At 73.8% G+C, this 22,328-nt stretch carries 22 protein-coding genes; 6 read left to right on the forward strand and 16 right to left on the reverse strand.

The window, feature by feature from the left end; all coding sequences use genetic code 11:
* Together HP550_RS00265 and HP550_RS00270 are read left to right on the forward strand one after the other, a co-directional pair.
* The coding region (locus tag HP550_RS00265; RefSeq protein ID WP_175345597.1) for an HNH endonuclease signature motif containing protein at positions 1-589 on the forward strand (589 nt) is incomplete at its 5' end.
* A gap of 111 nt (positions 590-700) precedes the next feature.
* Positions 701-1,681, forward strand: a complete 981-nt coding sequence (locus HP550_RS00270; protein ID WP_175345598.1) for a DMT family transporter — start codon at positions 701-703, stop codon at positions 1,679-1,681.
* A 3-nt stretch (positions 1,682-1,684) separates the two neighbouring features.
* Here the strand turns inward: HP550_RS00270 and HP550_RS00275 are convergent, their stop codons facing one another.
* Both HP550_RS00275 and HP550_RS00280 read right to left on the reverse strand, forming a co-directional pair.
* Positions 1,685-2,719, reverse strand: a complete 1,035-nt coding sequence (locus HP550_RS00275) for a zinc-binding dehydrogenase (RefSeq protein ID WP_175345599.1) — start codon at positions 2,717-2,719, stop codon at positions 1,685-1,687.
* Positions 2,720-2,760: 41 nt separating this feature from the next.
* Positions 2,761-4,215, reverse strand: a complete 1,455-nt coding sequence (locus tag HP550_RS00280) for an amidohydrolase (protein WP_175345600.1) — start codon at positions 4,213-4,215, stop codon at positions 2,761-2,763.
* Here HP550_RS00280 and HP550_RS00285 point away from each other — a divergent pair, their 5' ends adjacent.
* Positions 4,216-5,016 carry a DNA/RNA non-specific endonuclease gene (locus tag HP550_RS00285; protein ID WP_175345601.1) on the forward strand — a complete coding sequence of 267 codons (801 nt, stop codon included), beginning with the start codon at positions 4,216-4,218 and terminating at the stop codon, positions 5,014-5,016. It begins immediately after the preceding gene.
* Here HP550_RS00285 and HP550_RS00290 read toward each other — a convergent pair.
* The 9 genes from HP550_RS00290 to HP550_RS00330 all read right to left on the reverse strand — a co-directional run bounded on the left by HP550_RS00290 (position 5,013) and on the right by HP550_RS00330 (position 14,252).
* On the reverse strand, positions 5,013-5,819 hold the full coding sequence (locus tag HP550_RS00290) for an ATP-binding cassette domain-containing protein (RefSeq protein WP_175345602.1): 807 nt from the start codon (positions 5,817-5,819) through the stop codon (positions 5,013-5,015). The two genes, HP550_RS00285 and HP550_RS00290, sit on opposite strands and share 4 nt — an antisense overlap.
* Positions 5,816-6,844: an iron chelate uptake ABC transporter family permease subunit gene (locus HP550_RS00295; protein ID WP_175345603.1), complete on the reverse strand. Its 1,029-nt coding sequence runs from the start codon at positions 6,842-6,844 to the stop codon at positions 5,816-5,818. The genes HP550_RS00290 and HP550_RS00295 overlap by 4 nt, the downstream gene beginning before the upstream one ends.
* Positions 6,841-7,875 (reverse strand): iron chelate uptake ABC transporter family permease subunit, encoded by a 1,035-nt coding sequence (locus HP550_RS00300; protein WP_175345604.1) that lies wholly within the window; start codon positions 7,873-7,875, stop codon positions 6,841-6,843. The genes HP550_RS00295 and HP550_RS00300 overlap by 4 nt, the downstream gene beginning before the upstream one ends.
* A 9-nt stretch (positions 7,876-7,884) precedes the next feature.
* Positions 7,885-8,928: an ABC transporter substrate-binding protein gene (locus HP550_RS00305; RefSeq protein ID WP_175345605.1), complete on the reverse strand. Its 1,044-nt coding sequence runs from the start codon at positions 8,926-8,928 to the stop codon at positions 7,885-7,887.
* Positions 8,929-9,019: 91 nt separating this feature from the next.
* Positions 9,020-9,916, reverse strand: a complete 897-nt coding sequence (locus HP550_RS00310; RefSeq protein WP_343047862.1) for a phosphoribosylaminoimidazolesuccinocarboxamide synthase — start codon at positions 9,914-9,916, stop codon at positions 9,020-9,022.
* A gap of 17 nt (positions 9,917-9,933) precedes the next feature.
* Positions 9,934-10,344, reverse strand: a complete 411-nt coding sequence (locus HP550_RS00315; RefSeq protein WP_175345606.1) for a hypothetical protein — start codon at positions 10,342-10,344, stop codon at positions 9,934-9,936.
* A gap of 9 nt (positions 10,345-10,353) precedes the next feature.
* A complete protein-coding gene (gene purD, locus HP550_RS00320) occupies positions 10,354-11,658 on the reverse strand; it encodes a phosphoribosylamine--glycine ligase (RefSeq protein ID WP_175345607.1) in 1,305 nt (434 codons plus the stop codon).
* A gap of 11 nt (positions 11,659-11,669) precedes the next feature.
* On the reverse strand, positions 11,670-13,550 hold the full coding sequence (locus HP550_RS00325; protein WP_175345608.1) for a phosphoenolpyruvate carboxykinase (GTP): 1,881 nt from the start codon (positions 13,548-13,550) through the stop codon (positions 11,670-11,672).
* 105 nt (positions 13,551-13,655) lie between these two features.
* The gene (locus HP550_RS00330) at positions 13,656-14,252 is read right to left on the reverse strand and encodes a winged helix-turn-helix domain-containing protein (RefSeq protein ID WP_175345609.1); all 597 of its coding nucleotides are present in this window, start codon (positions 14,250-14,252) and stop codon (positions 13,656-13,658) included.
* A gap of 75 nt (positions 14,253-14,327) precedes the next feature.
* Between HP550_RS00330 and HP550_RS00335 the strand changes: the two genes are divergently transcribed.
* A complete protein-coding gene (locus HP550_RS00335) occupies positions 14,328-15,596 on the forward strand; it encodes an MFS transporter (protein WP_175345610.1) in 1,269 nt (422 codons plus the stop codon).
* Here the strand turns inward: HP550_RS00335 and HP550_RS00340 are convergent.
* The gene (locus HP550_RS00340; RefSeq protein ID WP_175345611.1) at positions 15,589-16,875 is read right to left on the reverse strand and encodes an adenylosuccinate synthase; all 1,287 of its coding nucleotides are present in this window, start codon (positions 16,873-16,875) and stop codon (positions 15,589-15,591) included. The genes HP550_RS00335 and HP550_RS00340 overlap by 8 nt on opposite strands.
* Before the next feature lie 123 nt (positions 16,876-16,998).
* Positions 16,999-17,427: a DUF3151 domain-containing protein gene (locus HP550_RS00345; protein WP_175345612.1), complete on the reverse strand. Its 429-nt coding sequence runs from the start codon at positions 17,425-17,427 to the stop codon at positions 16,999-17,001.
* A gap of 108 nt (positions 17,428-17,535) precedes the next feature.
* Between HP550_RS00345 and HP550_RS00350 the strand changes: the two genes are divergently transcribed.
* Complete coding sequence (locus HP550_RS00350) at positions 17,536-17,907, forward strand: STAS domain-containing protein (protein WP_175345613.1); 372 nt, start codon at positions 17,536-17,538, stop codon at positions 17,905-17,907.
* Here HP550_RS00350 and HP550_RS00355 read toward each other — a convergent pair.
* Complete coding sequence (locus tag HP550_RS00355) at positions 17,904-20,024, reverse strand: SpoIIE family protein phosphatase (protein ID WP_175345614.1); 2,121 nt, start codon at positions 20,022-20,024, stop codon at positions 17,904-17,906. The genes HP550_RS00350 and HP550_RS00355 overlap by 4 nt on opposite strands.
* 87 nt (positions 20,025-20,111) lie before the next feature.
* Between HP550_RS00355 and HP550_RS00360 the strand changes: the two genes are divergently transcribed.
* Complete coding sequence (locus tag HP550_RS00360) at positions 20,112-20,531, forward strand: STAS domain-containing protein (RefSeq protein ID WP_175345615.1); 420 nt, start codon at positions 20,112-20,114, stop codon at positions 20,529-20,531.
* Positions 20,532-20,574: 43 nt separating this feature from the next.
* Here the strand turns inward: HP550_RS00360 and fbaA are convergent, their stop codons facing one another.
* Entirely contained in the window at positions 20,575-21,609 is a 1,035-nt protein-coding gene (gene fbaA, locus HP550_RS00365) for a class II fructose-bisphosphate aldolase (protein WP_281362084.1), read from the reverse strand.
* An 87-nt stretch (positions 21,610-21,696) separates the two neighbouring features.
* Entirely contained in the window at positions 21,697-22,317 is a 621-nt protein-coding gene (locus HP550_RS00370; protein WP_175345617.1) for a TrmH family RNA methyltransferase, read from the reverse strand.
* Between the last annotated feature and the right edge of the window lie 11 nt (positions 22,318-22,328).

Below are 22,328 nucleotides of genomic sequence, written 5' to 3' on the forward strand. Positions count from 1 at the left end.
CGCCCTGCCCACCCGGCACGGGCAACGGGTCGCCCTGCAGGTCACCGTCGCCGCCACCACCCTCGCCGGCCTGGACGACCACCCCGCCACCCTCGGCTCCTACGGGCCGATCCCCGCCCAGGTCGCCCGCGAGCTCGCCCAGGACGCCACCTGGCGACGCCTCCTGACCGACCCCACCACCGGCCAGGCCCGCTCCGTCGGCACCCAGACCTACCGGCCCGGCGCGGACCTGACCCGCACCGTCATCGCACGGGACGTGACCTGTACGTTCCCCGGCTGCAGGCAGCCGTCGACCCGGTGCGAGATCGACCACCGCATCCCCTACAACCACACCCGCAGGCCGAGCGACCAGCCGCACGATCCCCAGACCTGCGAAGCGAACCTCCACTCGCTGTGCAAACACCACCACCAGGCGAAGACCAAGGGCTGGTGGCGAGTCACCCACGACCGGCACACCGGCATCTCCACCTGGACCGACCGCCACGGACTGACCTACGCCCGCCACCCCATCCCCATCCACACCACCCCCGTCGCACTCATCCACCGACCACCATTGCCACCCTCCGACTGGGGTGACCCACCGTTCTGACGGTCAGTGGTCGTCCGGATCCGACCCGGAGGCGCGGCGCGCATGCCGCGCCGCCGCCGACCCTCTGGTCGGACGCGGTCGCGTGTCGGTGGCGCGAGGCATGATGCGCCCATGACCTCTCCGGCCCCCTCGACCCGTGGCTGGATCGGCCCCTATCTGGTGCTCGCGGTCCTGTGGGGGTGCAGCTTCCTGTTCATCGCCACGGCGCTGCGCACGTTCGCGCCCACGCAGGTGGCGTTCGGTCGGATCATCATCGGGTTCGTGGCGCTCGCCGTGATCCTGCTGGTGCGGCGCGAGCGCGTGCGGATCGGGCGCGGTCAGCTGGGCGACTTCGTCATCGTCGGCGCGGTGATGACGGCGATCCCGTTCGTGCTCTTCGCGCTGGCAGAGCAGCGGGTGACCTCGGTGCTCGCCGGCCTCGTCAACGCGACGACCCCGCTGTTCACGGCGGTGTTCGTGGCGCTCCTCCTGCCGAGCGAGCGTCCGGACCGGGTGCAGGTCGGCGGACTGGTGCTGGGCTTCGCCGGCATCGCGGTGCTGCTGGGCGTCTGGAACTCGGGTGCGATCGACCTGGTCGGCGGCCTGATGCTCCTCGGCGCCACGTTCTGCTACGGCATCGGCAACGCGTGGAGCCGCCGCCGGCTGACCACGACGGGCCTGTCGAACGTCGCGCTGCCGGCCATCCAGCTGGCGGTCGGCGCGGTGCTGATCCTGCCGTTCGCGGTCTCCACCCCCCTCACCGGCGAGCTCGCCCCCGCACCCGCGCTGGCCCTGCTCGCGCTGGGGCTCGGCGGCACCGGGCTGGCGTACGTGCTGTTCTGGCGCGTGCTGGCGATCGCCGGCGCCACGGTCACCGCGAGCGTCACGTACGTGATCCCGCTGGTCTCGACGACCCTCGGGGTGCTCGTCCTGCACGAGGGGCTGCACTGGTACGAGCCGGTCGGCGGGGCGGTCGTGCTCGCCGGTGTCGGGCTGACGCAGTGGGGGGCTGCGCGGCGCCGGTCGGCGGACGCGGCGCGTGCTGAGCAGGCCGCGGCGCTGTCGGTCGCGATGGGGTCCGACGAGGAGACCCGGAGCGCGGTCCGGAGCTGAGGGTCAGGGGACGACGACCGTCATCCCCGGCCCACCCGAGCCATCGCCGAACGCCGCGAGTGCGCCAGCGGCGTCGTCGAGCCCGACGGTGCGTCCGACCAGGCGGGACGGGTCCAGCTCCCCCGACGCGATCCGCGCCAGCATCGCGGGGTACTCGTGCGCGGCCATCCCGTGGCTGCCGTAGACCTCGAGCTCCCAACCGATCACGCGGCCCATCGGCAGCGGCGGGGCGGTGTCCGCTCCGAGCAGCAGCCCGACCTGGACGTGCCGGCCGCGCCGACGCAGCGACAGGATCGAGGCCTCCGCCGTGGCGCGGCTGCCCAGGGCGTCGAGCGAGACCGCGGCACCTCCGCCAGTCACCTCGTGCACCTGGGCGGCGACGTCTCCGGAGCCGTCCAGCGCGACGGACGCACCCATCGCGAGCGCCGCCTCGCGCGCGGAGGCAGACACGTCGACCGCCACCACGCGAGCACCGGCGGCGACGGCCACCATGACCGCGGACAGCCCCACGCCACCGCACCCGTGCACCGCGACCCAGTCCCCCGCGGCGACCCGACCGTGCACCGTGACCGCTCGGTAGGCGGTGGCGAACCGGCAGCCGAGGCCCGCGGCGGTGACCGGTGACATCCCGGCGGGCAGCCGGACCAGGTTGACGTCGGCGTGGTGGATCGCGACGAGTTCGGCGAACGAGCCGTCGTCGGTGAACCCCGGCTGACGCTGCCGCTCGCAGACCTGCTGCTCACCGGCCAGGCACGCGGCGCACGTACCGCAGGCGCACACGAACGGCACGGTGACCTCGTCGCCGACCGCCCAGGAGCGCACGCGCGGTCCGGCGGCGGCGACCACCCCGGCCAGCTCGTGCCCGGGGACGTGGGGCAGCGTGATGTCATCGTCGTGCCCCTGCCAGCCGTGCCAGTCGGACCGGCACACGCCGGTGGCGGTGACCCGCAGGACGACGCCGTCGTCGGGGCAGTCGGGCGCGGGGACCTCCTGGACGGTGGGCACGACGCCGAACTCGGAGATCACCACGGCACGCATGGCACTCATCCAACCGGAACAGAGCCAGAACCGAGCAGCCGTCAGAACCCGCGGTGCGACCAGCCCCCCGCGACGAGCGTGCCGGCGACCGGCATCCCGCGCAGCGGGGCGGTCAGTGGGTCGGCGTCGAGCACGACCAGGTCCGCAGGTGCACCGACCAGCGGCGCCAGCCCGCGGCCGTCGACCGACGACTCCAGCGCCACCCGACGGTCGAGCACCTGCTCGGGGTGCCACGGCGACCGCCCGTCGCGGGACCGGGTGACCGCGGCGTCGACCGCGATCCACGGGTCCAGGGGCGACACCGGCGCGTCGGAGCCGAGCGCCAGCCGCACGCCCGCCCGGTGCAGGGCGCCGAACGCGAAGGCGCGGTCGGTGCGGCCCGCCCAGTGGTGGTCGGCGACGTCGCGGTCGTCCATCGCGTGCTCGGGCTGCACGCTGGCCACCACGCCGAGCGCCGCGAACCGCTCGACGTCGTCCCACGACACCAGCTGCGCATGCTCGATCGACCCGGTGGCCCCGGAGGCGGCGTACGCGTCGAGCGCGAGGGCGTTCGCGGCGTCGCCGATCGCGTGGATCGCGCAGCGCAGGCCGTGCCGGGTGGCGTGCGCCATCAGCGGGGCCAGGCGCGAGGCGGGGACGGCGAGGAGGCCCCGCGCGTTCGGGCCGGTCAGCCCGGGGTACGGGTCGTGGCAGTACGCGGTGCGGGTGTTGAGCGAGCCGTCGGTGATCACCTTGAGCGGCCCCTGCTCGACGAGCCCGCCGACGGGGTCGCCGGTGTGCAGGTCCTCACGGACCACGCGGTCGAGGTACTCCTCCCACACGCCCGCCCGCACGCGCAGCCGACCGGGCCGGGCCGCGGCGCGACGACGCCAGACGGCGAGGTTGTCGGCGATCTCCAGGTCGACCACGCCGATCACCCCGCGTGCCGCGGCCGCCGCGGTGGCGTCGTCGACCAGGGCGTCGCCGACGTCGTCGGGCACGTGGTCGACGATCCCCTGCAGCGGCAGCCACTCGGACTCGCGCAGCAGCCCGGTCGGGTGGTGCCCGACGCCGAGGAAGCGCAGGCCCGCCGTCGACGCCCAGCCGCAGTGCAGGTCGCCCGAGACGAGGACCACGGGCGTGTCACCGACGGCCGCGTCGAGCAGGGCCGCGGTCGGCTCGTCGGGCCACAGTCCGTCACGGAAGCCGAAGCCGACGAGCGCCGTGCCGGGGACGGGCGGCGGCGCGGCCGCGGCCAACGCGACGGCGTGCGCGGCCGAGGTGGCGCCGGAGACGTCGAGCCGGCGCCGGGCGAGCGCCCACTGCGTCAGGTGCACGTGCGCGTCCCAGAGCCCGGGCATCAGCCAGCGGCCGTCGAGGTCGACCACCGGGCCGTCCGCGGCGAGCGACGTGCCGACCGCGGCGACCCTGCCGGCGCGGAGCAGCACGTCGACGGGCGCGTCGTGGTCGAGGAGCCGCGCGGAGCGCAGGAGCAGGTCAGTCGGTACGGTCCCCATGTGAGCACCGTAGAGGCGGGATACGACCCGACGTTCCTCGGTCCGCCTGTGCCCCTCCCGGTCCCGGCCCAGGCCGTCCGCACGCTGCCGTCGACGCACTTCACCGTGCTGCTCGACCCGGAGCGCGGGCTGGCCGCCGCGACGGCGGTGAACATCGACGGCGCCCAGCTGGTGAACCTCGAGCGCAGCGACGACTGGCACCTGGACCCGCGCGTCCCCGCCGACGAGCAGGTCGGCCCGGAGCTGTACGTGCGCAACGACCTCGACCGCGGCCACCTGGTCCGCCGACGCGACCCGGTCTGGGGCGACCTCGTCACCGCGCGCCGGGCCAACCTCGACACGTTCGCCTACCCGAACGCCGCGCCGCAGGCCTCCGCGTTCAACCAGGGCGAGCTGCTCTGGGTGGGCCTCGAGGACCACGTGCTGGAGTACGCGCGGGCCCAGGGCAGCCGGGTCTCGGTGTTCACGGGACCCGTCCTCGCCGACGACGACCCGATCTACCGCGGCGTCGGGATCCCCCGGCTGTTCTGGAAGGTCGCCGCCTGGGCGTCCGCGGGAGAGCTGCGCGCCGCCGCGTTCGTCCTCGACCAGACGCCGTTCGTGACCAGGCTCCAGGCAGCGGGCGAGGTGCCACCCCTCGGCCCGTTCCGCACGTTCCAGGTGCCGGTCGCGGACGTCGAGGAGCTCACCGGGCTCGACCTCGGGCCGTTGACCGGTGCCGACGTCCTCGCACCCGTCGGCGCGCTCGGCGACCGCCAGCGCTGGCTGCCCCTGACGGCCCTGGACGAGGTCCGGCTCTAGCGGACGTGGCGGACGTGCGCGTCCCGGCGGGCGGGCACCACCATCGGCGTCCCGGTCTCCGGGTCGGGCACCACGCGGCACGCCAGCCCGAACACCTCACGCACCAGGGGCTCGGTGACGACGTCGGACGGCGGCCCCTCGGCGACGATCACGCCCGCCTTCATGGCGATCAGGTGGGTGGCGTACCGGGCGGCCTGGTTGAGGTCGTGCAGCACCGCGACGAGCGTGCGGCCCTGCTCGTGCAGCCGCGCGCACAGGTCCATGACCTCGAACTGGTGGGCGATGTCGAGAAAGGTCGTCGGCTCGTCGAGGAGCAGCAGGTCGGTCTGCTGCGCGAGCGCCATGGCCAGCCACACGCGCTGGCGCTGGCCGCCGGACAGCTCGGCGACGAACCGCTCCCGCAGGTCGGCGACCTCGGTGGCTGCCAGAGCGTCCGCGACCGCGCGGGCGTCGGCCGCCGACCACTGCCGCAGGAGCCCCTGGTGCGGGTACCGGCCGCGGGCCACCAGGTCGCCGACGGTGATCGACTCGGGCGCGATCGGGGCCTGCGGCAGGAGCGCCAGCCGCCGGGCGACGTCCTTGCTCCGCAGCGACGAGATCGGCACGCCGTCCAGCAGCACCTGCCCGGCACGCGGCTTGAGGGTCCGGCCGAGCGCGCGCAGGAGGGTCGACTTGCCGCACCCGTTCGGGCCGATGATGACCGTGAACGACGAGCGCGGGATCTGCACGGACAGGTTCGTGGCGACGACCAGCTGGTCGTAGGCGAGCGTCAGGTCGGACGCCTCCAGCGGCGGACCGTTCACGCGGGACTCCTCCTCCACTCGCGGACCAGCAGGAACGCGAGGTACGCGCCGCCGAGCGCGGCGGTGACCACCCCCACGGGGTACTCGATGCCCGGCACCGCGTACTGGGCGACCAGGTCCGCGACGACCAGCACCGCGGCGCCGCAGCACGCGGCGGCGACCATACCCGGTCCGGTCGACCGGGTCAGCCGACGGGCGATCTGCGGGGCGGTGAGCGCGACGAACGCGATCGGGCCGCTCACCGAGACCGCCGCGGCCATCAGCAGGACGCCGACGACCACCGCCCACGTGCGCACCCGGTCCGCGGGCACACCGACCGCGACCGCCACCTCGTCGCCCATCTCCACCAGCTGCATCGGCCGGGTGAGCGCGAGCGCCGCGGGGAGCAGGACCACCAGCGCACCGACGATGAGGACCACGTCCGACCAGGACCGGGACGCGAGGCTGCCGTTGAGGTACGCGGCGAGCACCTGCGCGTCCTCGCGGGTGGCCCGGGCGAGCGCCAGCTGCAAGAACGCCAGCGACATCGCGCCGACCGCGATGCCGACGACCACCATCCGCAGCGGCGCCCGGAACCCGGCACCCGAGCCGAGGTAGACCGCGCCGATCGCGACCCCCGCACCGATCAGCGCCCCGACGGGCACGGGGAGGGTACCCGGCCACACGAGCCCCGCGGCCGCGGCACCCGCAGCCGCGCCGGCGCCGAGCCCGATGATGTCCGGGCTGCCGAGCGGGTTGCGCGTGATCGACTGGAACATCGCCCCCGACACGGCGAACGCCGCCCCCGCCGCGGCTCCGACGAGCAACCGGGGCAGGCGGTTGGTCCAGAGCACCCACTCCTGCGTGCGGGAGCCGTTGCCGGCGAGGACGGAAGGCAGCTCCGCGAGCGGGATGCCGAGCTGACCGAGCGCGAGCGTGATCAGGGCGGTGACCAGCACGAGCGCCAGCGCGACGACGCAGACGACGACCGGGCGGCGGTGCCAGCGGACGGTGACGGCCGGCCCGAGGGTGAGGACGGCGGTCACAGACCCACCCGTCCTCGACGCACGGCCGCGATGAGGAACGGCGCCCCGACGAACGCGGTGACCGCGCCGACCGGCAGCTCGCCGGGCCGCGTCAGCACCCGACCGAGGACGTCGGCGGCGAGCAGCAGGACCGGGCCGAGCAGCAGGCAGTACGGCAGGAGCCAGCGGTGGTCCGACCCGGTGAACCCACGCACGACGTGCGGGACCGCGAGCCCGACGAACGCGATGGGCCCGACGGCGGCCACCGCGGCGGCGCACAGCACGGTGGCCCCCGCGGCGCCGAGCAGGCGGGTGCGGCCGGCACGCAGCCCGAGGGAGGTCGCGGCCTCGTCGCCGAGCGCGAGCGCGTTGAGCGGCCGCGCCAGCAGCAGGCACACCAGCAGACCGACCACGACGAACGGGAGCACCGCGTCCACGGTCGACGGCGGGCGGCCGGCCAGCGACCCCACCACCCAGAACCGGTAGGTGTCGAACACCTCCGGGTTGGCCAGCGTGATCCCCTCGACGACCGCCACCAGCACCGCGGAGACGGCCGCGCCGGCCAGGACCAGCCGCACGGGCGTGGCTCGTCGGCCACCGGAGCCGATCAGGTACACCGCGACGGCCGCGAGCAAGGCCCCCGGGACGGCCGCCCACACCGACCGGCCCGCCGCGCCGCCGAGCACCGCGGCCGTGACCACCAGCGACGCCGACGCCCCGGCGCTCACGCCGAGCAGGCCGGGGTCCCCGAGCGGGTTGCGCGTGAGCCCCTGGATCACGACGCCGGCCACCGCGAGCGCGGCACCGACGAGCAGCCCGAGCTGGGTGCGCGGGATGCGCGACGCGACGACGGTGGACACGAACGACCCGTCGGGGTGTCGCCACGCCGACCACACGTCGCCCAGCGGCACCGGCTTGGCCCCGACGGCCACGCTCAGCCCGACCACCAGGACGAGCAGGAGCACCGCCGCCACCAGCCCCAGCCCGAGCACGAGCGCGCGCGAGCCCCGCACGCGGGTGGCGTGCGGGGCTCGCGCGACGGCGGTGCTCACTGACGAAGGCTACGAAGCGGTCTTCGCGGCGCCCGCCGTGATGAGCGGCAGGTACTCGTCGAGCGCCCACGGCACGCTCAGCGGGGTGGCCACCGAGACGGCCATGCCCAGCTGCTTGTCGATCATCGGGACGTACGCGCCGGAGGCGAACGCCGGGATCTGCGCCCACAGCGGCTGCGCCTCGGTCGCGGCCTGCTCGTCGGTGTCGTTGAACCACGTGAACAGCAGCTGGGCGTCGTTCAGCTGGTCGGCGTTCTCCAGCCCGAGGGTCGCGACGAACGTGCCGGGCGAGGACGTCAGCGTCGAGACGGACGGTGCCAGCTGGAGGCCGAGGCCGGTGAGCAGCTCGACCCGCGGGTCGCCCGGCAGGTACACGGACAGCGCACCGGGCTGGTCGCCGCCGTACACGTAGGCGAAGGTCAGCCCGGACAGCTCCGGGTTCTCGTTGGCGGCGTCGTCGATCGCGGCCTGACGCTCCGCGAGCAGCGCCTCCGCCTTCTCGGGCACACCCAGCGCCTCGGCCGCGATGGTGACCTGGTCCTCCAGCGAGGTCTGCCACGGCTCGCCGGGGTAGGCCACGACGGGGACCAGCGCGGAGAGCTGGTCGAACGTCGCCTGGTCGAGCCCCGACTGCGGGGCCAGCACCAGGTCGGGCTCGAGCGCGACGACCGCGTCGATGTCGAGCTCGGGGTACATCGCGATGGTGGTCGGCAGCTCGTCGCCGGACTCCTCGACCGCCTCCCGGAACCACGGCTGGTAGCCGTCGGCGTCGCCGCCCCACGTGTCCGCCTCGATGCCTACCGGCGTCGTGCCCAGCGAGAACGCGATGTCGGCCGCGCCCCAGCCGAGGGTCACCACCCGCTCGGGCTTCGCGGGGATGTCCGCGGTGCCGAGCGTCGAGTCGATCGACACGGGGAAGATGTCCTCCGCGGGGGCCGACGCGCTGCCGGACGGCTCCACGGTGGCGTCGTCGGACGCCGCGCCGCATGCGGTGACGGTGAGGGCGACGGCCGTCGCGGTGGCCACGAGGGCCGAGAGGCGCGCGATGCGCACAGGAGTGCTCCCATCGGATCGGGGTCGAGCGAATGAGGCAAGCCTAACCTCAGCTCGAGCGCCGAATCGGACGAAGGTCCTGTCGGGAACCTCACACGGCGAGCGGGTTCCCGGTCAGCCGCTCGTACGCCTCGACGTACCGGTCCCGGGTGCGCGCGACGACGTCCGCGGGCAGCGGCGGGGGCGGGGTGTCCGACGCCCGGTCCCACCCGGACGCGTCGGAGGTCAGCCAGTCGCGGACGTACTGCTTGTCGAAGCTGGCCTGCGCGCGGCCGGGGTGCCAGAGGTCCGCGGGCCAGAACCGCGACGAGTCCGGGGTCAGCACCTCGTCGCCGAGCGTGATCGCGCCCGTCGTGGGGTCGGTGCCGAACTCGAGCTTGGTGTCGGCCAGGATCACCCCGCGCTCGCGCGCGATGGCCTCCGCCCGGCCGTACACCGCGAGGGTGAGCGACCGCAGCGCGTCCGCCACCTCGGCACCCACCTGCGCGACCACCGTCTCGAACGGCACGTTCTCGTCGTGCTCCCCGAGCTCCGCCTTGGTGGCGGGCGTGAAGATCGGCTCCGGCAACCGGGAGCCGTCGACCAGGCCGTCCGGCAGTGCGATCCCGGTGACCGACCGCGACACCCGGTACTCCGCCAGCCCCGAGCCGGTCAGGTACCCGCGCGCGACGCACTCGACCGGGAACATCTCCAGCCGTCGGCAGACCATCGCGCGCCCCGCCACCGCGGCGGGCACGTCGGTCGACACCACGTGGTTGGGCACCAGGTCCGCCAGCTGCTCGAACCACCACAGGCTCAGCTGCGTGAGGACGACGCCCTTGCCGGGGATCCCGGGGCTCAGCACGTGGTCGTAGGCGGACACCCGGTCGCTGGCCACGACGAGCACCACGTCACCGAGCGACGCCGTCGCCGCCGAGCCGTCGGGCACGTACAGGTCGCGGACCTTGCCGGAGTACGTGTGGGTCCAGCCCGGGAGGTCAGCAGTCACGCGCCTAGTGTGCCGGATCAGACGAGGTCGTCCCCGCCCTCGAGCCCCTCCGGGATGGGCAGCCCGACCAGCCGCACCAGCCGCTCGACGGTCTCCTCGACGAACGTGTCCTCCGGCTCGTCCACGTGCGCCTCCGCCAGCAGCCTCCGCACGTGCTTGGCCTCGACGTCCACGGCCCCGACCAGCAGCGCCCACTCCGCGAACGCCTCGGCCTCGGCGTCGAGGTCGACGGGGTCGCTCTCCGCCGGGTCGTCGAAGTAGTCCCGCGGCTGGAAGCCCAGGTAGAACCGCCCGAGCCCGTCCGGTGCCGGCCGGTAGTCGACGGTGGCGATGTCGCCGTCCTGGACCCGGATCGTCAGGCTCGGGACCACGTCCGCGTCCCCGCCCCACTCGCCGCCGCCGTACACGAACTTCTCGGTGCTGCCCATCCCGCGAACCTAGACCAGCGGAGCGCCTGCCACCGCGGCGGCGATGTCCGAGCGGTGGTGCGAGAACGGCAGGTCGATCTGCGCGACTCCCGCGTACGCCGCGGCGCGGGCGGCGGCCAGGTCGGGCCCGACGCCGACGACCGACAGCACGCGACCGCCGGCCGCCACGAGATGGGCGCCGTCGATCGCGTCGTCGTCATCACCGGGCGGGTTGAGCTGGAGAGCCGTGCCCGCGTGCAGCACGTGCACCCCGGGCAGGGCGTCGGCGGCCTCGATCCCTGTGATCGGGTCCCCGGAGCGAACCGTGCCCGGGTAGCCGCCGGACGCGATCACGACGGTCACGGCCGCGTCGTCGCGCCACTGGAGCGGCGGCAGCGTGCCGAGCGTGCCGGTCGCGCTCGCGAGCAGCACCCCGGCCAGCGGCGTCGCCAGCCGCGCGAGGACGACCTGCGTCTCCGGGTCGCCGAACCGAGCGTTGAACTCGACGACCTTCACGCCGGTCGACGTGAGCGCCAGGCCGACGTACAGGACGCCGGAGAACGGGGTGCCGCGGCGCGCCATCTCGGCGATCGTCGGGCGCGCGACGCGCTCGACCACCTCGTCGACCAGGTCCACCGGCGCCCACGGCAGCGGCGAGTACGCGCCCATCCCGCCCGTGTTCGGGCCCTCGTCGCCGTCGTGCGCGCGCTTGAAGTCCTGTGCGGGCACCAGCGGCACCACGTCGGCGCCGTCCGACAGGACGAACAGGGAGATCTCCGGGCCGTCCAGGTAGTCCTCGACGACGATCCGGCCACCGGGCTTGGCCAGGCAGGCCGCCGCGTGCGCCAGCGCCTCGGCACGGTCGTCGGTGACGACGACGCCCTTGCCCGCCGCGAGCCCGTCGTCCTTGACCACGTACGGGGCGCCGAACGCGTCCAGGCCGGCGGCGGCCTCCTCGATCGTGGTCGCCACGCGCGGCTCGGCGGTGGGCACGCCCGCGGCGGCCATGACCTCCTTGGCGAACGCCTTCGACCCCTCGAGCTGCGCACCGGCCGCGGACGGGCCGAACACGGGGATCCCCTCCGCCCGCACCGCGTCGGCGACGCCCGCGACCAGCGGGGCCTCGGGGCCGACGACGACGAGGTCCGCGCCCAGCGACGTGGCGAGCACCGCGACCGCGGCACCGTCCAGCTGATCGACCGCGTGCAGCGTGGCCAGCGTCCCGATCCCGGGGTTCCCCGGGGCCGCGTGCAGCGCGGTGACCGCCGGGTCGAGGGACAGCGCGCGCACCAGCGCGTGCTCACGGGCACCGGTGCCGACGACGAGGATCTTCACGTGCCGGGAGCCTACCCGGCGGCCTCCATGGCCCGCAGACGTGCCCGGAGGCCGTCCAGCTCGTCGACCATCGCGAGCGGCAGCCGGTCGCCGAACCGGGCGAAGAACTCCTCGGTCAGGTCGCACTCGGCGAGCCACGCCGCCGCGTCGACCGCGAGCAGCTGCTCCAGCGCGTCCGCCGGCAGGTCGAGCCCGTCCAGGCCCAGCTCGCCCGGTGCCGGCAGCACGCCGATGGGCGAGTCGGTCCCCTCCAGCGACCCGTCGAGCCGCTGGAGAGCCCACGCGAGCACCCGGGAGTTCTCCCCGAACCCTGGCCACAGGTAGGAGCCGTCCGCGCCCTTGCGGAACCAGTTGACGCCGAACACCGACGGCAGCGGGATGCCGCGGGCCGAGAGGGTCGCGCCGAGCCGCAGCCAGTGCGCCCAGTGGTCGGCCATGTTGTAGCCGCAGAACGGGAGCATGGCGAAGGGGTCGCGACGCAGGGTCCCGACGGGCCCCTCCGCGGCGGCGGTCTGCTCGGACGCGATCGTCGCGCCCAGGAACACTCCGTGCGCCCAGTCCCGCGCCTGCACCACGAGCGGCACGTTGGTGGCCCGTCGGCCGCCGAACCAGATCGCGTCGATGGGCACACCCTCGGGCGAGTCCCACTCGTCGGCGATGGTCGGGCACTGCTCGGCGGCGACCGTGAACCGGCTGTTCGGGTGGGCGGCCGGCTCGTCGGACGCGGGGGTCCAGTCACGGCCCTGCCAGTCGGTCAGGTGGTCCGGCGGGGTGTCGGTCAGGCCCTCCCACCAGACGTCGCCCTCGTCGGTGAGGGCGACGTTGGTGAAGATCACGTCGTGCGTGAGGGTCGCGATGGCCGCCGGGTTGGTGCTCACGCCCGTGCCGGGGGCGACGCCGAAGAAGCCCGCCTCGGGGTTGATCGCCCGCAGCCGGCCGTCGGTGCCGGGTCCGCCCGGGCGCAGCCAGGCGATGTCGTCGCCGATGGTCTCGACCGTCCAGCCCGGGATCGTCGGACGGAGCATCGCCAGGTTCGTCTTGCCGCAGGCCGACGGGAACGCGGCCGCGACGTGCGACACCTGCCCGGCCGGCGAGGTCACGCGCAGGACGAGCATGTGCTCGGCCAGCCAGCCCTCGTCGCGCGCCATCACCGACGCGATCCGCAGCGCGAAGCACTTCTTGCCCAGCAGGGCGTTCCCGCCGTAGCCGGACCCGAACGACCAGATCTCCCGGGTCTCGGGGAAGTGGGCGATGTACTTGGTGGAGCTGCACGGCCACGGCACGTCGGCCTCGCCGGGCTCCAGGGGCGCGCCTACCGAGTGGACCGCGGGCACGAAGTCACCGTCGGCACCCAGCAGCTCCAGCACCGGGGTGCCCACCCGGGTCATGATCCGCATGCTCACGACGACGTAGGGCGAGTCGGTGACCTGGACGCCCAGCTGCGAGATCGGTCCGCCCAGCGGGCCCATCGAGAACGGGACGACGTACATGGTCCGCCCGCGCATCGACCCGGCGAACACCCCCGCCAGCTCCGCGCGCATGACGTGCGGCTCGCGCCAGTGGTTGGTCGGGCCGGCGTCGTCGGGGTCCTCCGAGCAGATGAACGTGCGGTCCTCGACGCGGGCGACGTCGGACGGGTCGGAGCGCGCGAGGTAGGAGCCCGGCCGCAGCTCCTCGTTCAGCCGGATCAGGGTGCCGGCCTCGACCATGCCCTCGACCAGCGCCGACGCCTGCTCGGCGGACCCGTCCACCCAGACGACCTCGTCGGGCTCCGTCAGCGCCGCGACCGCGCCGACCCACGCCTGCAGGCCGGCGTGCCGCTGGGCGCCGGGCGCCGAGGGGACGACGACCGGGGCGAGATCGAAGTACGGGTGGTGCTCGACGAGCGTCATGACGACCTCCGTGAAGGGACCAAGTCCTTCCACGGTGGACCTCTTCGCGTGCGGATTCCATCACCCGCGACCGGAAACATCCGCGATTCTTGCGATCTACACAACTCAGGCGTTCTCGTCGAGCGGCAACGGGAGGGCGTCGAAGTAGATCCGCACCCGGCGGCGACCCTCGGTGTCGCCGGCCGCCTTGCGCTCCTTGGCGTGCTTGAGCGCGCCGTCGATGATCTCCTGCACGGCCACCACGACCTGCTCCAGCTCCTGCAGGGTGAGGTCCGCCGTCGTCCGGTCGTTCATCGCCGCGGCCTCCCACTCCGGGGCGTCCCCCGCGAGCATCCACCGGCTCAGCACCTGCGCGCGCTCGGCGACGACCCCCTGCAGCAGCGCGTTGGCCGCCTCCGCGGTGCGGGGGTCGCGCAGCATGTCCCGCCCGTCGACGCTGTAGCCGACCGCGCGCCACCACCGGTCGCGGCCGCGCTCGTGCGCCGGGTCGTCCTCGACGAAGCCGTGCTTCTCCAGCTGGCGCAGGTGGTAGCTGGTCTGCCCGCTGCTCTCCCCCAGGCGCCGGCCCAGCTGGCTGGCGGTGGCGGACCCGTGCTCGGACAGGTAGTCGTACATCGCCATCCGCAGCGGGTGCGCCAACGCCTTGAGCTCCTCCGGCCCGATGGCACGGGCACGGAACGGCAGGGGCTTGCTCTCGCTCATTCGCAGAGATACCTTTGCAGAGTTGTCTTTGCAGAGAATTCTCTTCGATCCTACCGTCCCATCGCAGGAGTCCCCATGAGCGAGCAGGTCGCCACGCGCGAACCCCTCGGCAGCCGGTTCGCCGCCCACCTGACCGCGACCGGGATGGCCAACCTCGGGGACGGCATCGTGCAGACCGGCGTGCCGCTGTACGCCCTCACGCTCACGCGCTCCCCCAGCCAGATCGCGCTGCTCACCGCCGCCGCCTGGCTCCCCTGGCTGGTGCTCGGACTGGCGGCCGGCGTGGTCGTCGACCGCCGCGACCGCAAGTACACCCAGGTGGTCGGGCTCGCGGGCCGCGCGCTCCTGCTCGGGGTGGCCGTGGCGCTGGTCGCCTCCGGGCACATGACCATGACCGCCCTCACGGTGATCGTGCTGCTGTACGGGGTGACCGACGTGTTCGTGGACCTCGCCGGCTCGGCGCTGGTGCCCGACATCGTGCCGCGGTCCCGGCTCGAGGCTGCCAACGGGCGCACGCTCGCCGCGCAGCAGGTCATGGCCGCGTTCGTCGGCGGTCCGATCGCCGGCGGGCTGCTGGCCCTCGGCGCCGGCTGGGTGTTCGGGGTACCTGCCGGCCTGGGCGTCCTCGCCCTGCTGCTCATCGCCACGCGGATCCCCGGGAGGTACAAGCACGCGGCCCCCGAGAAGCGCTCGGCGCTGGCCGAGGTCCGCGAGGGCGTCGGCTTCCTGGTGCGGCACCCGGTGCTCCGCCCGCTGCTGGTGGCCGGCAGCGTGATGAACATGGCCAGCACCGGCTACTTCGCCGTCTTCGTGCTCTGGATGGTCGGCCCCGGCTCGCGCGTCGGGCTCGAGCCCGCGCACTACCCGCTGGTCATCGCCGTCCTCGCGGTCGGCGCGGTGCTCGGCTCGATCGCCGCCGAGCCCCTGGGCCGGCGCATCCCCGAGGTCCGGCTCCTGCTGACGTGCTGGACGCTGGACGCCCTGCTCATGCTCGTCCCGGTGCTCGTCCCGACGGTGCCGGCCATCGCGGTCGGCATGTTCCTCCTCGGCTTCCTCAACACCAACGGCAACGTGATCTCGCAGTCCATGCGCCAGCGGATGGTCGCGCCCGGAATGCTCGGCCGCGTGGGCGGGGCCAGCCGGACGCTCGGGTACGGGCTCATGCCGCTCGGCGCGCTGCTGGGCGGGCTGGTGGCCGAGCAGTGGGGCCTGCCCGCGGTCTTCCTCGGCGCGACCGTGGTCTGCGTCGCGGCGGTCGGCTACCCGATCGCCGTCGTCCGGCAGCGCATGGTCGCCGACCTCGAGCTGCCGGTCGTGGCCCGGGAGGTCGTCCCGGTCAGCTGAGCAGCTCGTGCCGGACGATCGTGGCCTCGCGGCCCGGTCCGACGCCGACCGACGAGATGCGCGCGCCCGAGATCTCCTCGAGGTGCAGCAGGTACCGCTGCGCCGCGGCGGGCAGGTCGTCGAACTCCCGAGCGCCGGAGATGTCCTCGCTCCAGCCGTCCAGGTACTCGTAGATCGGCTTGGCGTGGTGGAAGTCGGACTGGTCGTAGGGCATCTCGTCGAACCGGCGGCCCTGCACGTCGTACGCGACGGCGACGGGGATCTTCTCCCGGCCGGTGAGCACGTCGAGCTTGGTGACCACCAGGTCGGTGAGCCCGTTGACGCGGCTGGCGTAGCGGACCACGACGGCGTCGTACCAGCCGGTGCGGCGCGGACGGCCGGTGGTGGTGCCGAACTCCCCGCCGGTCTGCCGCAGCCACTCGCCGTCGTCGTCGAGCAGCTCGGTGGGGAACGGGCCCTCGCCGACGCGGGTGGTGTACGCCTTGGCGACGGCGACCACGCGGTCGATCCTCGTCGGCCCCACGCCCGAGCCCGTGCACGCGCCGCCGGCCGTGGCCGACGAGGACGTGACGAACGGGTAGGTGCCGTGGTCGACGTCGAGCATGGTGGCCTGGCCGGCCTCGAAGACCAGCGTCTTGCCCTGGTCGAGCGCGGTGTTGAGCAGCAGCGGGGTGTCCGCGACCATCGGGTGCAGGCGCTCGGCGTGGCGCAGCAGGTCTTCGACCGTCTCGTCGACCGTGATGGCCCGGCGGTTGTAGACCTTCACCAGCAGGTGGTTCTTCTGGTCGAGGGCGCCCTCGACCTTCTCCCGCAGGATCTTCTCGTCGAACAGGTCCTGGATGCGGATGCCGACGCGGTTGATCTTGTCGGAGTACGCCGGGCCGATGCCGCGACCGGTGGTGCCGATCCGGCGCTTGCCCAGGAACCGCTCCGTGACCTTGTCCAGCGTGCGGTTGTACGGCGCGATGACGTGGGCGGCCGACGAGACCTTGAGGGCGGACGTGTCCACCCCGCGGGCCGCGAGCGCGTCGATCTCCTCGAAGAGCACCTCGATGTCGACGACCACGCCGTTGCCGATGACCGGCACGACGCCGGGCGACAGGATGCCCGAGGGCAGCAGGTGCAGGGCGTACTTCTCGCCCCCGATCACGACCGTGTGACCCGCGTTGTTGCCGCCGTTGAACTTCACGACGTAGTCGGTCCGCGAGCCGAGCTGGTCGGTCGCCTTGCCCTTGCCCTCGTCGCCCCACTGAGCTCCGAGCACCACGACGGCAGGCATCCAGATCACCACTTCCCCTGCCTACGGTGCGGACCCGTGTTCGGGGGCCGGGCACCGGGCGGCAGTGACCCAGTACCTCCGAGAGGGTACCGGACCGTCAAGAAATGGTCATGTCAGCGCACGTCACCTGAGCGCGGCGACCTCGTCCACGGACGTCCCGCTGTCCACGAGGAACGTCTCGCAGCGCTCGGCCTCCTCGGACTCGCCGATGGCCTCGGCCGCCTCCGCGAGCGCCAGCAGCGCCCGGAGGAACCCCTCGTTGGGCGCGTGGTCGGCGGGGATCGGACCCCGCCCGTGCCAGCCGGCGCGGCGCAGGGCGTCCAGCCCGCGGTGGTAGCCGGTGCGCGCGTAGGCGTACGCCGCCACCGGGTCCCCGTCGTCCGCGAGCGCGCTCTCCGCCAGGAGCGCCCACAGGAGCGACGACGCCGGCGCGGCGGGCACGGCCTCGCGCGGCGTCGACCCGCTGCTCAGCACTGCGCGGGCGTCCGCGTCGGGTCCGTCGGCGGGCAGCAGCGTCGGGGCGGGACCGTCCAGCAGGTTCTCGTGGCTCATGCGCACAGTGTCCCCCACCGTGTGCGCGGGAGGAGGGGCGCGGTTACAGTCGTCTCGCCGACCTGGACCGCTGTTCGGCTCGCCGCCCCGCAACCCGACAGGGCACACATGATCGAGATCTCCACGTCCGCGACGACGACCACCTTGGCGGTCGCCGGCGACCTCGACCTGGCCGAGCGCGACCAGTTCCCGGAGATCGCCGCGCGCGTCGTGGGACTGCGCCGCCAGCTGCTGGTGATCGACATGTGCCAGGTCACGTTCATGGACTCCACCGGCGCGGCGTTCCTCATCTCGCTCGCCGACTCCGGCCGCAAGCGTGGCGGCGCCACCGTCCTGCGCGGCGCGGACCCGCGGGACCTGTTCGTCATCGAGATCTGCGGCGCGCTCGAGCTGTTCCGGATCGACGCCGAGCACCACTGCGAGGCGGGCGTCAGCCAGTCCGGCTTCCGTCGGCCCGACGGGGCGCCGACCCCGGCCTAGCGGGTGTGCGACGGCAGCGACCCCGGTCGCACCTTCGCCCACACGAGCTTGCCCCCGCGGGACTGCCGCCAGCCCCAGTCGGCCAGCCGCTCGACGATCTGCATGCCGAACCCGCCCACGCGGCCGGGGTGCCCGTCCGTGGTGACCGGCGGAGCCGGGTTGCCGTCCTCCACCTCGATGCGCAGGCCGTCGCCCGTGTCGTAGAGCTGGAGCGACACGTGCCCGAACCCGTGCAGCACGGCGTTGGCCACCAGCTCGGACACGACCAGCTCCGCGTTCGCCGAGTCCTCGATCCCCCACGCCTGGCAGGTGCGCACGACCGCGTGCCGCGCGCGCCCGATCGAGGTGGCCTCGCTGGGCAGCGACCAGCGCCGGCGCCGGGGGCTGCGGGTCCGGGCGGAGGTGTCCGACGGCGACGGCACCCGCACGACGACCACCGCGACGTCGTCCTCGCGGTGGTCCGCGAGCCGGGACAGGAGCTCCTCCCCGACGCCGGCCGCGTCGAGCGCGGTGACCGCGGCGGCGACGGCCGAGAGGGTGTCCAGACCCTCGCGCAGCCCACGGTCGCGCCGCTCGATGAGGCCGTCGGTGTAGTAGATGACGACGTCGCCGGGGTCGAGGTCGATCCCCTCGGTGGATCGCGGAGCGCCGCCGAACCCGATCAGCGGCCCGCCCGAGGCGCTCAGCTGCGTGACCGAGCCCCCGCGCACCAGCAGGGCCGGCAGGTGGCCCGCGCGCGAGTACTCCAGCCGCCAGGCGCCGCCCGTGCGGGTCAGGGTCGACAGGACCAGGCCGGCCGGGCGCGGGACCCGCATGCCGGCGACCAGCTGGTCGACCCGCTCCAGCACCGGCCCGGGCGTCGTGAGGTCGACCATGTACGAGCGGACCACGGAGCGCAGCTGACCCATCGCGGCGGCCGCCTCGACGTCGTGCCCCACCACGTCGCCGATGACGACGCCCACCACGTCCGGGCTGACCTGGAGCACGTCGTACCAGTCGCCGCCCACCTGCGCGTTCTCCGAGTTGGGCGCGTAGTACGTCCACACGTCCAGCCCGTCCACCTCGGCCTGCTCCGGCAGCATGGCCCGCTGGAGCGTCTCGGCCAGCCGGTGCTCCCGGTCGTAGAGCCGTGCGTTGTCGATGACCATGCCGACCCGACGCGCGGTCAGCTCGAGCACCGTGCGCACCGACGGCTCCAGCCCGCGCAGCCCGCCGCCCTCGTGGGGGTGCACCGCGAGCACGCCCAGCACGCGACGGCGCCCCGTCAGGGGGAACACCGCGACGCGGTGGTCGTCGGACGGTCCGGCGTCCCCGAGGACCAGACCGGCCTGCCCGACCAGCCACGCCGACGCGCTGCCGGCACCGTGGGAGCCCCGGAGCTCGAGCTCGACCGGGCGGTCCAGCTCGCCGTCGAGGAGCTGCTGGACGGCGTCCGGTCCCGCGTCGCGCACCGCGGGGAGCTCGCCGTGCCGGGAGCCCTTGCCCGTCGGCGCGTGCGGCACGTCGATCCCGTCGGCCACCCGCAGGCCACCGTCGTTCAGGTAGAAGGCCGCCCAGCCGACCACCGAGCGGCGCAGCACCGCCGCGATCTCGCGCAGCGCGTGCGGGTCGTCGACGTCCATGAGGAGGTCCGACACCTGGGCGATGAGCCCGAGGCTGCGCCGCTCGCGCCGCTCGGCCTCGACCAGCGCCGCCTGCTCCGCGTCGTGGGACAGCTGCTCGGTCAGGTCCTGGAGCGCGGCGACCCAGTGCGTGAGCGCACCGCCGTCGGCGGCGGGCACGGGCGACAGGGTCACGCGGCACGCGAACGGGGACCCGTCGGCGCGGCGCAGGGTGAGCGTCTGCACGGCGGTCTGCCCGGAGTGCACCGCCGCGCGCAGCCGCTCGACGTCCGCCGCCGGGAGCGCGTTGTCCCGGAGCACGTCCCCGTGTCGGCGCCGAGCGTCATCCAGGCCGTACCCTGTGACCCTCTCGAAGGCGTCGTTCACCCACACGACGGGCAGGTCGGGCTCGGTCGCATCCAACAAGGCGATCGGGACGGAAGTTGCTCTGAGGGCACGATCGCGCACGCCGACGAGAGCATGATCGGAGACGGGCGAAGCGTGGGAGTTGACCACTACCACCTCCGATCGTCTAGCGTGCCGAACAGGCAGGTCGTCGAGAAGCCGGCGCCGCCTCGGGCGGAAGTCCGCGAAAGGAGCACCGTGCGCGACGGTAACAGCACCACCCCCGACGGGCCTGCGGACACCTCGAACGCCGACTCCGGCTCCGGGGTCGTCGGCGAGCCCGGCGCCGTCCACGTCATCGTGGGGACCGACGCCACCCGCATCGTGCTCTCGGGCGAGGTCGACGCCGACCTCGGCGCGGAGCTCCAGGAGGCCACCGCGGAGGCCGAGCAGGTGGGCCTGCCCATCGAGGTCGACGCGCACCACGTCACCTTCATGGACTCCTCGGGCGTCGCGTTCCTCGCGCGGCTGTCCATCCGGTCGAAGCACCGGGTCCGGCTCCTGCGCGTGCCGCCGACCGTGCGGTTCCTGCTCGAGGTCACCCGGATCGGCGAGCTGCTCGACGTCGTCGAGGGTGACGAGTCGCAGTTCCAGCCGGTCGGCGACAACCAGAGCTGAGAAAGGCCCCGCCCGGAGGCGGGGCCTTCCTTGTCAGCAGAGGTCAGGCGCCGAGCGTGTGTCCGGCCGAGCGCAGCTGCTGCGCGGCCTCGACGAGGCGCTTGGCCATGCCGGCCTCGGCCAGCTTGCCCCAGGCGCGCGGGTCGTAGGCCTTCTTGTTGCCCACCTCGCCGTCGACCTTGAGCACACCGTCGTAGTTGCGGAAGAAGTGGTCCGCCACCGGACGGCTGAACGCGTACTGCGTGTCCGTGTCGATGTTCATCTTGATGACGCCGTTGTCGACGGCCTCGGAGATCTCGGCCTCGGTGGAACCGGACCCGCCGTGGAAGACCAGGTCGAAGGGGTTCTCCTTGCCCAGGACCTCGCCGACGGCCTTCTGGATGTCCGCGAGGATCGACGGGCGCAGCTTGACCGCACCCGGCTTGTAGACGCCGTGCACGTTGCCGAACGTCAGGGCCGTCAGGTAGCGGCCCTTCTCGCCCGCACCGAGCGCCTTGACCGTGGCCAGGCCGTCCTCGACGGTCGTGTACAGCTTGTCGTTGATCTCGGCCGTGTGGCCGTCCTCCTCGCCACCGACCACGCCGACCTCGATCTCGAGGATGGTGCGGGCGGCAACTGAAAGTTCAAGCAACTCCTCGGCAATAACGAGGTTCTCGTCGAGCGGCACCGAGGAGCCGTCCCACATGTGCGACTGGAACGTGGGGAGCTTGCCGGCCTTGACCTGCTCGATCTCGAGCGCCAGCAGCGGGCGCACCCAGGAGTCGAGGTTCTGCTTGGCGCAGTGGTCCGTGTGCAGCGCGACGGTGATCGGGTAGCCCTTGGCCACCTCGGCCGCGTACGCCGCGAGGGCGAGCGAGCCGGCGACGCGGTCCTTGACGGTCGAGCCGGCCGCGTACTCCGCGCCGCCGACCGAGACCTGGATGATGCCGTCGGACTCCGCCTCGGCGAAGCCCTGCAGGGCGGCGGTGACGCTCTGGGACGACGTGACGTTCACGGCCGGGTAGGCGAACTTGCCCGCGCGTGCCCGGTCGATCATCTCGGCGTACACCTCGGGGGTGGCGATGGCCATCTGCTGCATCTCCTGCGTGTCGTGGGAGGGGTATCGGTTCGATTCTGGCACGCCTTCGGGTCCGTCGGTCCGGGACGTTCTACCCCCGGACAGAGCTCAGGACGCGTGCTGCGCGATCCAGGTGTGCATCGCGATCGCGGCGGCCGCGCCCGCGTTGATCGAGCGCGTCGAGCCGAACTGCGCGATGTGCAGGACGTCGACGGCGGCCTCGCGGGCGGCGTCGGACAGCCCGACCGACTCCTGGCCGAACAGCAGCACGCACGCGCGCGGCAGGGGGTAGCCCTCGAGCGCCACGGAGCCGGGCAGGTTGTCGACGCCGAGCACCGGGAGGCTCTTGTCGGACGCCCAGGCCAGCAGGTCGTCCACGGTGGGGTGGTGCCGCACGTGCTGGTAGCGGTCGGTGACCATGGCGCCGCGGCGGTTCCAGCGGCGGTTGCCGACGATGTGCACCTCGGCCGCCAGGAACGCGTTGGCGGTGCGGACGACCGAGCCGACGTTCAGGTCGTGCGCCCAGTTCTCGATGGCCACGTGGAACGGGTGCCGCCGGGTGTCCAGGTCGGCGACGATCGCCTCGAGCGTCCAGTACCGGTAAGCGTCGACGACGTTGCGGCGGTCCCCGTGGGCCAGCAGCTCGGGGTCGTAGTGGGCGTCAGAAGGCCACTCGCCCTGCCAGGGCCCGACACCGACCTGCTCGCGCTCCTCGTCCACGGGCGCCACGGTAACGGCGC

The organism is Cellulomonas humilata (assembly GCF_013359775.1).
Lineage (GTDB): Bacteria > Actinomycetota > Actinomycetes > Actinomycetales > Cellulomonadaceae > Cellulomonas > Cellulomonas humilata.